Source organism: Pseudomonas sp. Irchel 3E19 (genome assembly GCF_900187585.1).
GTDB classification, from domain to species: Bacteria; Pseudomonadota; Gammaproteobacteria; order Pseudomonadales; family Pseudomonadaceae; genus Aquipseudomonas; species Aquipseudomonas baetica.
In genome coordinates this window covers 24,450-37,275 of the sequence record NZ_FYDT01000041.1, presented here as the reverse complement: position 1 = coordinate 37,275, position 12,826 = coordinate 24,450, and the positions used below count along the sequence as shown (strand labels likewise).

Here is a 12,826-nt window from a genome sequence, read left to right as displayed (position 1 = left end):
AGGGTCGAAGCACTTTTAGCCGCCCGAAAGGGCGGTTTTTTTTGCCTGCAAATTCTTTGGCAACACGATGCTTGTGGTGACTGTTCGATTGCCTTCGCGAGCAGGCTCGCTCCCACAGGGGAGTGCGGGGCAAATGTGGGAGCGAGCCTGCTCGCGAAGGGGCCGCTCAGTCAGTGCAAAAATCTGCTGCCTCGCGCTCTGCTAGAATCGCCCCCATCAACAGCCTGAGACTGACCCATGAGCGAGCCGATTCGTCTGACCCAATACAGCCACGGCGCCGGTTGCGGCTGCAAGATTTCCCCGCAGGTGCTGGAGGTGATTCTGGCCGGCAGCGGCGCGCAGAACCTTGATCCGAAACTGTGGGTCGGCAATGCCTCGCGCGATGACGCGGCCGTGTACGAGATCGATGCCGAGCGCGGTGTGGTGTCGACCACTGACTTTTTCATGCCGATTGTCGATGACCCCTTCGACTTCGGCCGTATCGCCGCGACCAATGCGATCAGCGACATCTATGCTATGGGCGGTGATCCGTTGATGGCGATTGCGATCCTCGGCTGGCCGGTGAATGTGCTGGCGCCGGAGGTCGCACGGGAAGTGATTCGGGGTGGGCGTGCAGTGTGCGACGCCGCTGGCATCCCCCTGGCGGGCGGGCATTCGATCGATGCGCCGGAGCCGATCTTTGGCCTCGCGGTCACCGGCCTTGTGGAAAAACGCCACATGAAGCGCAACGACACCGCCACCGCCGGTTGCCTGCTGTACCTGACCAAACCGCTGGGTATCGGCATCCTCACCACCGCCGAGAAGAAGGGCAAGTTGCGCCTCAGCGACGTCGGTGTCGCCCGCGACTGGATGTGTACGCTGAACAAGCCCGGCAGTCGCTTCGGCAAGCTGGCCGGTGTCACCGCGATGACCGACGTCACCGGTTTCGGTTTGCTCGGGCATCTGGTGGAAATGGCCGATGGCAGCCACCTGACCGCGCGTATCCGTTATGACCTGGTGCCGCGTCTGGACAGCGTCGAGTATTACCTCGATCAGGGCTGCGTCCCCGGCGGCACGCTGCGCAACTTCGACAGTTATTCGAGCAAGGTCGGCCGTGTGCAGGAGCTGCACAAACGCGTGCTGTGCGACCCGCAAACCAGTGGCGGTCTGTTGATTGCCGTCACGCCTGAAGGCAATGACGAGTTCCTCGCGGTCGCCGCCGAACTGAGCCTGAACCTGGCGCCGATTGGCGAACTGGTTGAGCGACAGACGAACGCAGTCGAGGTGATTTGATGCTCCGCGACTGCACGGATTACCGTGACATCTTCCTCAACGACCGGCCGCTGATGGATGCCCGCGCGCCGGTCGAGTTTCACAAAGGCGCGTTTCCCGGCGTGATCAATCTGCCGCTGATGAACGACATCGAGCGGCAGAAGATCGGCACCTGCTACAAACTGCACGGGCAGCAAGCGGCCATCGAATTGGGTCATCAACTGGTGTCCGGCGCGGTGAAGGCCGAGCGCATCCAGGCCTGGGCCGACTTCGCCCGAAGCCATCCCGAGGGTTATCTCTATTGTTTTCGTGGCGGCTTGCGCTCGCAGATCACCCAGCAGTGGCTGCGTGACGAAGCCGGCATTGACTATCCGCGCGTCGGCGGCGGTTACAAGGCGATGCGCAATTTCCTGATCGATACCCTTGAGCACGCCATCACGCAGTGTGATTTCGTTTTGCTCGGCGGCATGACCGGCACGGGTAAAACCGAAGTGCTGGTGCAGTTGCAAAACGGGCTGGATCTGGAAGGGCATGCCAATCATCGCGGTTCCAGTTTCGGCAAACGTGCCACGGGGCAGCCGTCGAATATCGATTTTGAGAACCGTCTGGCCATCGACATTCTCAAGAAACACGACGCCGGTATCGGCCAGTTTGTGCTGGAAGACGAGAGCCGGGTGGTGGGCAGTTGTGCGTTGCCGCTACCGTTGTATCAAGGCATGCAGCAGTACCCGATGGTTTGGCTGGAGGACAGTTTTGCCGATCGTGTCGAGCGCATCCTGCGTGATTACGTGGTGGATTTGTCGGCGGAGTTTTCGCAGGTGCATGGCGAGGAAGGCTTTGCGTTGTTCTCCGAGCGCTTGCTGGAAAGCCTGAACAACGTGCAGAAGCGCCTCGGTGGTGAGCGGCATCGGCGCATGTTTGATTTGATGGAAGCGGCGTTGGCCGAGCAGGCGCGCAGTGGCGCGGTGGATCTGCATCGCGGCTGGATCGAGGGGTTGCTGCGCGAGTATTACGACCCGATGTATGTGTTTCAGCGGGAGAAGAAGGGTGGGCGGATCGAGTTTGCGGGGGAGCGCGCGGCGGTTATCGAATATTTGCGCGAGCGGGTCATTCTGAAAGATTGAGGCTGGTTTACCGGCCTCTTCGCGAGCAGGCTCGCTCCCACAGGAGATCTGAGTCAGGCACTGATTTGTGATCGACACAGATCCAGTGTGGGAGCGAGCCTGCTCGCGAATGGATCTTCCCAGCCCGCACAAAACTCAAGTCGGGCAAGATTCCTTGCCATTATCCAGCCCCTGCTTGTAGCTATGGCTCTGCAAACTGGCCTTGCCGTTGTGCCAGGTCAGGGTCAGCACATACAGCGAATCAAAGTCGCTGCCAGACCAGTCATCGGTGATGTTCTGTTTCTCGCCGACCGCTTTGCCCGCCACCTTGTTGATCAGCTCCGGCAGATAACCATGTGACCACGCGGTGTAGATCGTCGAGTTGTGATACTTGTCTTCGAGCAGTTCGCGGGCCAGATCGCTGGTGTCATTGGCCGAGAATTCGATGTTCACGGGCAGGCCGAGCTTGATCGCGGCCGGGCTGATGGTCATCAGCGGGCGAATGTAGCTGTAGGAATTGTCCAGCTCGCCTTCCTCGACATTGCGCGTCGGGTTGGCGGCGAACACGTAGTCAGCCTTACCGAATTTTTCCGGCAGCAAGGTCGACAGATCGATGGCGCGGTTCAGGCCCTGGCAGTTGAGCTGGCCGAGACCGCCCTCGGGTTTCTCCGCGTGACGCAGGAACACCAGGGTCTGCGTGCCGTCCACCGGTTGCGCACGGCTTTCGCTGGATTCCAGCGACAGGAACAACGCGCTGACCGCCAACAGGGAGGGCAGGGCCACATAGGCGCGGTGTTTGAAGCGTTTGGCGAAACTCATAAGGTTCGTCATGAAATAAAAGATTCTTTAGCGTGTTCGGTTAAGGCTGACAAACCTTTACACCGCAGGCTCCCAGCACCGGGTGTTTTCCATGTCGTAGTGCGCTTTCCTTTGCGAAAGGCATAACTCAGAGTCCTCTGAGGCCGGTTGGTTCGATCGGCACAAGTGCGCAGCACTCTAGCGGCAACCCGCAATGGCCTGTGCGCAGGTTAGCGACAGGATGTTGCGAATTTAAGTAAGCACTTGGTCGCCTGCGAAAAGAACCCGCGCTAGAGCGGATGATCCTGGATTATGCTCAGGCCTTTCATTTGTGACTGGATGCTTCCCATGACCGATCTGTCCGCGTTCCCGATCACCCGAAAGTGGCCCGCGCAGTACCCAGACTGGATTCAGCTCTACTCTTTGCCCACCCCCAACGGCGTCAAGGTTTCGATCATGCTCGAAGAGATCGGCCTGCCCTACGAGCCGCACCGCGTCGGGTTCGACACCAACGACCAGTTGTCCCCGGAGTTCCTGTCGCTGAACCCGAACAACAAGATCCCGGCGATCCTCGACCCCCACGGCCCTGAAGACCAACCGCTGCCATTGTTCGAGTCCGGTGCGATCCTGATCTATCTGGCCGACAAGAGCGGCCAATTGCTCGCGCAGGAAGGTGCTCTGCGTTACGAAACCCTTCAGTGGCTGATGTTCCAGATGGGCGGTATCGGCCCGATGTTCGGCCAACTGGGTTTCTTCAACAAATTCGCCGGCAAGGACTACGAAGACAAGCGTCCGCGTGATCGCTATGTCGATGAAAGCAAACGCCTGCTCAAGGTGCTCGATGGCCGTCTGGAAGGACGCGACTGGATCATGGGCGAGCGCTACACCATTGCCGACATCGCAACGTTTCCGTGGGTGCGCAATTTGATCGGGTTCTATGAGGCGGGCGATCTGGTGGGCATCAGCAATTTCCCCAACGTGACCCGTGTGCTGGAGCGCTTTCTCGCACGTCCCGCAGTCATTCGCGGTCTGACCATTCCTTCGTAATCTGCAGCACTGATGATCCCCTGTGGGAGCGGGCTTGCTCGCGAAGGCATCGTGTCAGTCAGCACTTTTGTTGCTGATACACCGCATTCGCGAGCAGGCTCGCTCCCACAGTGATTTTGGTGTTCTGGAGGATTGTTGCATGAGCAGTAATGCACTCTTGATTGATCCAGGTTTGTACGCCAACCCCCGCAAGGCATAAGCTTCGCCCCCTACGACTTTCGTCTCATCTGCAGGTTTCAGGAAACCCCCATGTCCAGCCAGTTCCCCGAAGCACGTCCCCGCCGTCTGCGCCGCAATGCGAGCCTGCGCAGTCTGTTCCAGGAAACCGAATTCAGCCTGAACGATCTGGTGCTGCCGATTTTTGTCGAGGAAGAAATCGACGACTTCGTGCCGATCAAGAGCATGCCCGGGGTGATGCGCATTCCCGAGCGCAAACTGGCCAGCGAGATCGAGCGCTACGCCCGTGCCGGCATCAAGTCGGTGATGACTTTCGGCGTGTCCCATCATCTGGACAGCAACGGCAGCGACACCTGGCGCGAAGACGGTCTGGTCTCGCGCATGTCGCGCATCGCCAAGGATGCCGTGCCGGAAATGATCGTGATGTCCGACACCTGCTTCTGCGAATACACCGATCACGGCCATTGCGGCGTGATGCACAATCATGAAGTCGACAACGATCAGACCTTGGTCAACCTCGGCAAACAAGCCGTGGCAGCAGCGCGCGCGGGTGCTGATGTGATCGCCCCGTCGGCGGCGATGGACGGTCAGGTGCGGGCGATTCGTCAGGCACTCGACGCGGCCGGTTTCACCCAGATTCCGATCATGGCCTATTCGACCAAATTCGCTTCGGCGCTGTACGGCCCGTTCCGCGAGGCCGGTGGCAGCGCGCTCAAGGGCGACCGCAAAAGCTACCAGATGAACCCGATGAACCGCCGCGAAGCCCTGCGCGAATCGCTGCTCGACGAGCAGGAAGGCGCCGATGCGCTGATGGTCAAACCGGCCGGCGCGTATCTGGACATCATCCGTGATATCCGGGAAGCCTCGAACCTGCCACTGGCGGCGTATCAAGTCAGCGGTGAGTACGCGATGATCAAGTTCGGCGCACAGGCCGGGGCGATTGATGAAGATCGTGTGGTGCGTGAGAGCCTGGGCGCAATCAAACGCGCGGGTGCGGATCTGATCTTCACTTACTTTGCGATGGATCTGGCGTTGGCCGGGATCTAAGCAACAGCGCAGATTTAACTGTGGGAGCGAGCCTGCTCGCGAAGGCGTCGTGTCAGCCAGCATAGCTGTTGCTGATGCACCGATTTCGCGAGCAGGCTCGCTCCCACATTTGATTCATGGTTTTCTTTAGTCAGGCGCAGTTGAAAAACGGGCGGATCCCATGATCGTGGAAATACCGCTCAATCACCTTCGGATCGGCACTGTTATCGGCAATCGCCACATAGGTATCCGGGCGCAGCAGGTAAAAGCCATTTCGCCCCAGCCCTGCCGTTTCAAACGCCGGGCGCCAGTCGAACACGTGCAATGGCAGATGATGTTCGTGGCACCAGGCGATCATTTCGTCGCTGGTGTCGCCGTACACATGCACCTGCCAGCAGGGCTGGCGTAGCGGCTCGTAATTATCCCCTTCACCGTCATGCGCCCAAGGCAAACGATCGCCGCCGTGGACGTGGCCGGCCGTGCCCTGGCTCAGCGGCATGCCGCGATAGTTGAGGGTGACTTGCGACACCGTGCGAAAGAGAAATTCGCGACTGGCCTCGAACGAAGCCATTTTCGGGATCAGAAACGGTGCCACACGCATACGCAGCAAATCCGCCATGCGCCCCTCGGCGGTGACAAAACTGAAGACCTTGTCGGTGGTCGAGACCAGTCGCCGCGCGAAGGCGATGCGTTCCGTTTCGTAAGTGTCGAGCAGTTTGGCCTCGGCACCGCCGCTGAGCACGGCGGCGAGTTTCCACGCCAGATTGATCGCGTCACCGATGCCGGTATTCATGCCTTGGCCGCCCGCGGGGCTGTGTACGTGTGCCGCGTCGCCGAGTAAAAACGCGCGACCACTGCGAAAATGCTCAGCCACACGATGATGCACGCGGTAGGTGGAGAACCAGTTCACGTCCTCGATATGGACTTTCAGGTGTTCGATGGCGCGGCTGCTGACGTCAGAGAACTCAAGTGTTTCGGCGCGCTCCGCACGTTCGTCGCGCACGGTGCCGATCAGTCGTGCACGGCCTTCGCCCGCCAGTGGAAACACCGCGAGAAAGTCCGCTTCGTCCAGATCCAGATGCAACTCGCCGTTCATTGCCGGGCCGCTGGCCTGCACATCCGCCACGTAGAAAATCTGCTGATAAGTGCCTCCGGGAAACCCGGCATCGAGGGATTTGCGCACCACCGAACGGGCGCCGTCTGCACCTGCCAGATAGCAGGCCTGGCAGATTTCCTGTTCACCATCGGGCAGGCGCAGGTGCGCGGTGAGGCCGTCGCCGGTTTGCGCGAAACTCTCCAGCGTCGTGTTGCGTTCGATGCTGACGCCATAGTCTTCAAGGCGTTCGATCAACAGCCGTTCATGTTCGTCCTGCGGGAAAATCTCAACGAAGGAGTAGGGCGTCAGGCCTTCGCCGATGCGGTTGAGCGGTAACTGCGCGACGGGTTTGCCGTTGACCCAGAAGTTCGCCGCCGCCACGCGATGGCCGTTGCGCACGATGGTGTCGGCCAGATCCAGTTGCCGGTACAGCTCCAGCGTTCGCGCCTGTACAGCCAGCGCCCGGGAGGTGGTGCCGGGGGCAGAAGTTTTGTCGATGATGCGTACTTGCACGCCGAGTTTGCTCAGCCACAGGGCCAGCACCAGGCCGGTGGGGCCGGCGCCGATGATCAGGACGTCGCTGCGGTTCATGGGCCTGTCCTCCGTTTGCTGAGGAGCAAGTATGGATCAGAAGGAGAGGGTGGCCAGGCCCGGCTGTCTTCGCGAGCAGGCTCGCTCCCACTTTGGAATGCAGTCCCCTGTGGGAGTGAGCCAGCTCGCGAAGTGGCCTTATCAAGCGCCACAAAACCCAAAAAGGCCCCGCAACCGTGAAGCTGCGGGGCCTTTCTCGTGCCGTGGCGTTACTTAGAAGTCGATAGTGCCCGACAACTTCGCCACTCGCGGTTCACCCTGGGTCAGATAACCGCCCTGAGCCGATTCCCAGTACTTCTTGTTCGCCAGGTTCTCCACGCCCAGACGCAAGGTCACGTCTTTCTCCGAGACCTTGAAGGCATAACGCGCACCCGCGTCGAAGCGGTTCCAGGTCGGCAGGCTGAGGTTGTTTGCGGCGTCGGCGTATTGACCGCCAGTGCGCAGCATCCGCGCATTCAGCGCGACGCCTTGCAGGCCGGGCACGTCCCAATCCACGCCGGCGTTGAACTGGAAGGTCGGCACGCCGATCGCACGGTTGCCGTCGTTGGCACCGTTGAGGGTGTTCTTCAATTCGGTGTCCATCAGGGTCAGGCCGGTGATCAGGCGCAAACCGTTGATCGGCTCGCCGAACACGTTCATTTCCACGCCTTTGTTGATCTGCTCGCCTTCACGCACGTAGGTGCAGGTGGTGGCGCTGTCGATTTCACAGTAGCCATCGCTTGGCTGCTCGATGCGGTACACACCCAGGCTCGCGCCGTAAGTGCCCATGTCGACTTTCACCCCGGCCTCGGTCTGCTTGGAACGGGCCGGTGCGTAGACTTCGTTGCCGTTGGTCACGCGAAAGCCACCGGCGCTGGTTGGCGAGGTCGGGCCCTGGGCGAGGCCTTCGATGTGGTTGGCGTAGAACGAAACGTGCTCCCACGGCTTGAATACGATGCCGTACACCGGCGTGGTGATCGACTCGTCGTAGCTCGAAGAGCGCGGGCCGCTGCCGTAGCTGGCGTAACCGTAACCTTGCACGACCAATTGCTGACGACGCAGGCCGGCGGTGATCAGCAGTCGATCATCGAAAAAACCGAGCGTGTCGGAGATCGCGATACTGCGGTTGAAGGTTTTGCCGACGATGCCCGGGTCATTCACATCGCCACCGGAAAAGTTACCGACCGGCGACGGGGTTTGCACCGGGTGGTAGATGTTGTTGGCGTATTTGGTCAGGTCAAAATCATAGGCGCTGCGCTGTTCGGTCCAGATCCCGGTCAGGCCGAAATTGAGCTTGTGGCTGACCGGGCCGGTGTTGAATTTACCGTTAAGGCCGGCCATCACACTGGTGTTGTCTTCATCGTGGGGAATGAACGAGCCGGTGGTGAACGATGCGCCGTTGTTGCCGACCAGCGTGGTCGAGTTATAGCGCCCGACTTCACGGGTGTGCTTGGCGCCGCCGGCCGCGTAGGCGGTCCAGTTGTCGTTGAGGTCGTACTCGGCGCGGAGCATGCCGAAGGTGTCTTCGATGTCGGTGTAGCCCCATTTCGGCGCGTAGTTGGTGTCGGCTGATGGCGCATCCGGAATGTGCGTGGCGGTGCCGAGGTTGACCGAGTTGCGGCCAGCGTTGACGCGTTCTTTCTGATAAGCAAAGTCGCCGGAAATTCGTAGCGCATCGCCGCGATAGTCGAGGCCGATGGCAAACAGTTTCGAACGCTGGTTCTCGTGATCAATGCCGGTATCGCCTTCGCGCTGGGACAGGTTGATCCGTGCGCCGAAGCGGTTGTCTTCACCGAAACGCTGGCCGATGTCGAAGTGATGACCGATGCGGCCTTCGCTGTTGATGTCGGTGGTGTAGCGGCGCAGCGGCACGTCGCCGGCGCGCTTTGGCTGCAGGTTGACGCCGCCACCGATGCCGGAGCCGGTTGGGGTAACGCCGTTGATGAAGGCGTTGGGGCCTTTGAACACTTCCACGCGCTCAAGGGCGTCGGTGGAAATGATCTGCCTTGGCAGTACGCCGTACAGGCCGTTATAGGAAATGTCGTCGCCGTTCAGCGGCAGGCCACGGATCATGAAGACTTGCGACTGGTTGGAAAAGCCGGACGCCTGGCGTACCGACGAATCATTGAGCAGCACGTCAGCGACGTTTTCGGCTTGCTGATCCTGAATCAGTTGCTCGGTGTAGGACGCGGCGCTGAAGGGTACGTCCATCATGTCCTGATTGCCCAGCACGCCCAACTGGCCGCCACGAGCGACCTGACCACCGGAATAAACCGGTGGCAAGGCGTTTGGCGCTGGGGCGTGGGCATTGATGTTGACGTTGTCCAGCACCAACTCTTTGCCGTCTTCTTCAGCGGCATGGGCAGTGACAGTCAGGGAGCACAGCAGGGCGAGAAGCGTCGGGCGGAACGGGACGGCAAGTCGGGCTGAAGCGGGCATGTTTCGTACCTGGAGGCGCACGGCCGATGAGAAAAGGTTAAGGCGGCGCGGGAACTCCTTGCGCAAATGCGACTCCAGGTGCAAATGATAGGTTTTCTCAGTAACGTTTTGCAATCAGTTTGTCATCACGATTAAAGCGTGCGGAACAGCTCTGGAACGGCGCAGTCCTAGCCTGCGCCATACCATTGATCGTATGGTGAACCCGGCTCAACGGACTGGATGGAGCAACATGCACACCCCTCGATTACTGATAACCCTCGCCGCCATGCTCGTACTGGCCGGTTGCGCCAGCCAGCGCAGCGGCGAACCCGCACCACGACCTCCGGCCGAAGTGAAAGCCGAAATCGTGCGCCTGATGCCCAGCAAAACCGCTGATCGCCAAGGTTGGGCCACCGATATCTACGTCGCGTTCGCTGCACAAGACATCAGCCCGACCACCCAGAATCTGTGTTCGGTGCTGGCCGTGGCTGAGCAGGAATCGACCTTTCAGGCCGACCCCAGCGTGCCCGGCCTGGGCAAAATCGCTCGCGACGAAATCGACCGCCGCGCCGCCAAAGTGCATATCCCCAGCCTGTTGGTCAGCGGCGCCCTGCAAGTGCGTTCGACCAACGGCAAGAGCTACAGCGAACGCCTGAGCAGCGCGCGTAGCGAAAAAGAGTTGAGCGCAATTTTTGATGACTTCATCGGCAGGGTGCCCATGGGGCGCACGCTGTTCGGCGGTTTCAACCCGGTGCATACCGGTGGGCCGATGCAGGTCAGCATCGAATTTGCCGAACAGCACGCCAAGGATTACCCGTACCCGGTCAACGGCACGATCCGCCGCGAAGTATTCAGCCGGCGTGGCGGCATGTATTTCGGCATCGCGCATTTGCTCGGATACCCGGTGAGTTACCGCGAGCCGCTCTATCGCTTTGCCGACTTCAACGCCGGCTGGTACGCCAGCCGCAACGCGGCGTTCCAGAACGCAGTCAGTCGCGCGTCCGGCATCCCGTTGGCGCTGGACGGCGACTTGATTCGCTACGACTCGATCATGCCCGGCGGCACCGAACTGGCGGTGCGCACTCTCGGCAAGTCGTTGGGCATGCGCAATCCGTCCATTCGCGATCAACTGGAGAAGGGCAAAACCCTGGAATTCGAAGAGACCAAGCTTTATCGAGAGGTGTTTGCGCTGGCGGAAAAGGCCGAAGGCAAGACATTGCCCCGTGCGGTGCTGCCGGGGATCGTGCTGCAGAGCCCGAAAATCACCCGAAAACTGACCACCGCGTGGTTCGCCAAACGGGTGGATGAGCGCTACAAGCGCTGTATGGCCAAGGCCGGATAAAACCGCCAGACATAAAAAACCCGGCTAACGCTAGCCGGGTTTCTCTGGGTTGTTGCGGTGACGCCATTCATTCAAGCGTTGCGCAGTTCGTTCAGACGATCAGCACCACCTTCAGCGACGGTGTTGCCTTTCAAGCGATCCGAGCCATCAGCCGCGACAGTGTTGCCTTTCACACGATCCGAGCCGTCAGCCGCGATAGTGTTGCCTTTCACGCGATCCGAGCCATCAGCGGCGACGGTGTTGCCTTTCACACGATCCGAGCCGTCAGCCGCGATGGTGTTGCCTTTCACGCGATCCGAGCCGTCAGCCGCGATGGTGTTGCCTTTCACGCGATCCGAGCCGTCAGCCGCGATGGTGTTGCCTTTCACGCGATCCGCGCCGTCAGCCGCGACGGTGTTGCCTTTCAGGCGATCCGAACCGTCGGCAGCAACGGCGTTCTGGTACAGACGATCAGAGCCATCAGCGGCGATCATCGTGTGGGCTGGAGTGGCGGCAAAAGCGTTAACTGCGAAAACCGAGAAAGCGATGCTGAGAAGAGTCTGGCGTTTCATGATGGTGTGCTCCGGGGTGTTATTGGTTGGTATGGAGCGGATGTTACGCCGGAGATTTTTTATGAGAACTTCATTGCCGTGATGGTGAACATCGACGCCGATGATGATTGCCAGGACCCTCAGTCTAGAGCCTCACAGCACCTTCACCGCGCGCCCGATCGCCTGAATCGGCCCGGTCGGTTTGCCGATCGGCGAGCCGTTGGCACCTTCCAGCGTCAGCTCGAACAACTGATTGGCTTGCAGTGGCGGCAGTTTATCCAGTTCAACTTTCAGTGCCTGCCCCGGCTTGACCAGCCCCAGTGATACCGGACCCTGCCAGCCGTCAGCCTTGGTCCAGAATTCCAGAGCCTTGTCCGCCGGTATTTCAACCACACCCAGCGGAATCAACTGAATCTCCCGCGAGTTGCTGGCCTGGATTACCCAGCCCGGCGCCTTGTCCTGCGGCGCGACCAGCACCACCAGATAACTGGGTTTCGGCGTGGTCTGGGTCAGCAGGATTGAACCCAATACCAAGGTTGCGGCCAATCCGGCAGCACTCAAACCGCGCCACAGTGGCAGCAGATTCCACCATGACGTTGTGGGCGTTTTTTGCGTCAGTCGCTCGACGCTGCGCTCAATCCGTGGCCACAGCAGTGCCGACGGTTGCTGCGATTCGGCATAGTCCGTCAGCTCCAGCAGCCGCCGTTCCCAGGCGTCCACCGCCGCGCGCAGCTCCGGGTCATTCGGCAAGCGTTCCTGCACCCCGATCCGTTGTTCAGCCGAGAGTGTACCGAGCACATATTCGCTGGCCAGCTCATCGCGTTCCGATTCAGTGGTCATCCCATGCACTCCCGCAAGGCGTTGAGGCTGCGCTTGATCCAGGCTTTGACCGTGCCCAGCGGCGTGCCCAACCGTTGGGAAATCTGCGCATGGCTGTAGCCGTCGATATACGCATGAAGGATGCAGCTTCGGCGTTGCGGATCGAGCTGTTCCAGGCAGCGATCGATGCGTGCCGAATGCGCCTGGGTATCGAAGTCATTGTCGTGCGCGGGCATTTCGTGATCTTCGCTGAACGGGGTTTCCCGAGCCTGATTGCGCAGCAGATTCAGCGCCAGATGCCGGGTCACGGTGAACATCCAGCCACGCGCCGAACCGCGCGCCGGATCAAACCCCGCCGCGCCGTTCCAGATTTTGATGAATGCCTCATGGACAATGTCCTCCGCCAGTGCCGTGTCGCGTACCAGCCGTTTGGCCACGCCGAGCAGGCGCGGGCCTTCCTGCACATACAAATCGCGCAGGGCCGACCGCTCGCCGCGGGCACAGGCAGCGAGACGGGCTTCGTAATCAAATGCAGATTCGGGCAAAGGCATGTCGTGCAATCTAGCTCACATTCCGCAAACATCCAGACAACCAGAATTTCCTTGCAGGCAGCCCTGTGAATTGCACTTTTAGGTTCCCTTCTGGATTG

At 60.3% G+C, this 12,826-nt stretch carries 11 protein-coding genes; 5 read left to right on the top strand and 6 right to left on the bottom strand.

What is annotated here, in order from left to right; genetic code table 11:
* Nucleotides 1-237: 237 nt before the first annotated feature.
* A complete protein-coding gene (gene selD / locus CKW18_RS22205) occupies nt 238-1,272 on the top strand; it encodes a selenide, water dikinase SelD (RefSeq protein ID WP_095190770.1) in 1,035 nt (344 codons plus the stop codon).
* Nucleotides 1,272-2,375, top strand: coding sequence for a tRNA 2-selenouridine(34) synthase MnmH (mnmH, locus tag CKW18_RS22200; RefSeq protein WP_095190769.1), 1,104 nt, complete (start codon nt 1,272-1,274; stop codon nt 2,373-2,375). The genes selD and mnmH overlap by 1 nt, the downstream gene beginning before the upstream one ends.
* 135 nt (nt 2,376-2,510) lie before the next feature.
* Here mnmH and CKW18_RS22195 read toward each other — a convergent pair whose 3' ends face one another.
* Nucleotides 2,511-3,185, bottom strand: a complete 675-nt coding sequence (locus tag CKW18_RS22195) for a histidine phosphatase family protein (protein ID WP_095190768.1) — start codon at nt 3,183-3,185, stop codon at nt 2,511-2,513.
* 315 nt (nt 3,186-3,500) lie between these two features.
* Between CKW18_RS22195 and CKW18_RS22190 the strand changes: the two genes are divergently transcribed.
* Nucleotides 3,501-4,199 carry a glutathione binding-like protein gene (locus CKW18_RS22190; RefSeq protein WP_095190767.1) on the top strand — a complete coding sequence of 233 codons (699 nt, stop codon included), beginning with the start codon at nt 3,501-3,503 and terminating at the stop codon, nt 4,197-4,199.
* 249 nt (nt 4,200-4,448) lie between these two features.
* Entirely contained in the window at nt 4,449-5,423 is a 975-nt protein-coding gene (gene hemB / locus CKW18_RS22185; RefSeq protein ID WP_095190766.1) for a porphobilinogen synthase, read from the top strand.
* A 130-nt stretch (nt 5,424-5,553) separates the two neighbouring features.
* On the opposite strand, the gene CKW18_RS22180 is transcribed toward hemB, so the two are convergent.
* The gene (locus CKW18_RS22180) at nt 5,554-7,089 is read right to left on the bottom strand and encodes an FAD-dependent oxidoreductase (protein WP_095190765.1); all 1,536 of its coding nucleotides are present in this window, start codon (nt 7,087-7,089) and stop codon (nt 5,554-5,556) included.
* Nucleotides 7,090-7,302: 213 nt separating this feature from the next.
* Complete coding sequence (locus tag CKW18_RS22175; RefSeq protein WP_095190764.1) at nt 7,303-9,507, bottom strand: TonB-dependent siderophore receptor; 2,205 nt, start codon at nt 9,505-9,507, stop codon at nt 7,303-7,305.
* Between the two features lie 229 nt (nt 9,508-9,736).
* Here CKW18_RS22175 and CKW18_RS22170 point away from each other — a divergent pair, with 229 nt between their 5' ends.
* Complete coding sequence (locus tag CKW18_RS22170; RefSeq protein ID WP_095190763.1) at nt 9,737-10,828, top strand: DUF1615 domain-containing protein; 1,092 nt, start codon at nt 9,737-9,739, stop codon at nt 10,826-10,828.
* Between the two features lie 71 nt (nt 10,829-10,899).
* Here the strand turns inward: CKW18_RS22170 and CKW18_RS22165 are convergent, their stop codons facing one another.
* From CKW18_RS22165 to CKW18_RS22155, 3 genes are all read right to left on the bottom strand, one after another.
* Nucleotides 10,900-11,379 (bottom strand): hypothetical protein, encoded by a 480-nt coding sequence (locus CKW18_RS22165; protein ID WP_095190762.1) that lies wholly within the window; start codon nt 11,377-11,379, stop codon nt 10,900-10,902.
* Nucleotides 11,380-11,511: 132 nt separating this feature from the next.
* The gene (locus CKW18_RS22160; protein ID WP_095190761.1) at nt 11,512-12,198 is read right to left on the bottom strand and encodes an anti-sigma factor domain-containing protein; all 687 of its coding nucleotides are present in this window, start codon (nt 12,196-12,198) and stop codon (nt 11,512-11,514) included.
* Entirely contained in the window at nt 12,195-12,728 is a 534-nt protein-coding gene (locus CKW18_RS22155; protein ID WP_095190760.1) for a sigma-70 family RNA polymerase sigma factor, read from the bottom strand. Before CKW18_RS22155 ends, CKW18_RS22160 begins: the two co-directional genes overlap by 4 nt.
* Nucleotides 12,729-12,826: the final 98 nt, after the last annotated feature.

Coding starts and splice junctions, on each gene's coding strand:
- CKW18_RS22195 (WP_095190768.1), bottom strand. CDS start 3,185: ATGACGAACCTTATGAGTTTCGCCAAACGCTTCAAACACCGCGCCTAT.
- CKW18_RS22175 (WP_095190764.1), bottom strand. CDS start 9,507: ATGCCCGCTTCAGCCCGACTTGCCGTCCCGTTCCGCCCGACGCTTCTC.
- CKW18_RS22155 (WP_095190760.1), bottom strand. CDS start 12,728: ATGCCTTTGCCCGAATCTGCATTTGATTACGAAGCCCGTCTCGCTGCC.
- CKW18_RS22165 (WP_095190762.1), bottom strand. CDS start 11,379: ATGAAACGCCAGACTCTTCTCAGCATCGCTTTCTCGGTTTTCGCAGTT.
- CKW18_RS22160 (WP_095190761.1), bottom strand. CDS start 12,198: ATGACCACTGAATCGGAACGCGATGAGCTGGCCAGCGAATATGTGCTC.
- selD (WP_095190770.1), top strand. CDS start 238: ATGAGCGAGCCGATTCGTCTGACCCAATACAGCCACGGCGCCGGTTGC.
- mnmH (WP_095190769.1), top strand. CDS start 1,272: ATGCTCCGCGACTGCACGGATTACCGTGACATCTTCCTCAACGACCGG.
- hemB (WP_095190766.1), top strand. CDS start 4,449: ATGTCCAGCCAGTTCCCCGAAGCACGTCCCCGCCGTCTGCGCCGCAAT.
- CKW18_RS22180 (WP_095190765.1), bottom strand. CDS start 7,089: ATGAACCGCAGCGACGTCCTGATCATCGGCGCCGGCCCCACCGGCCTG.
- CKW18_RS22170 (WP_095190763.1), top strand. CDS start 9,737: ATGCACACCCCTCGATTACTGATAACCCTCGCCGCCATGCTCGTACTG.
- CKW18_RS22190 (WP_095190767.1), top strand. CDS start 3,501: ATGACCGATCTGTCCGCGTTCCCGATCACCCGAAAGTGGCCCGCGCAG.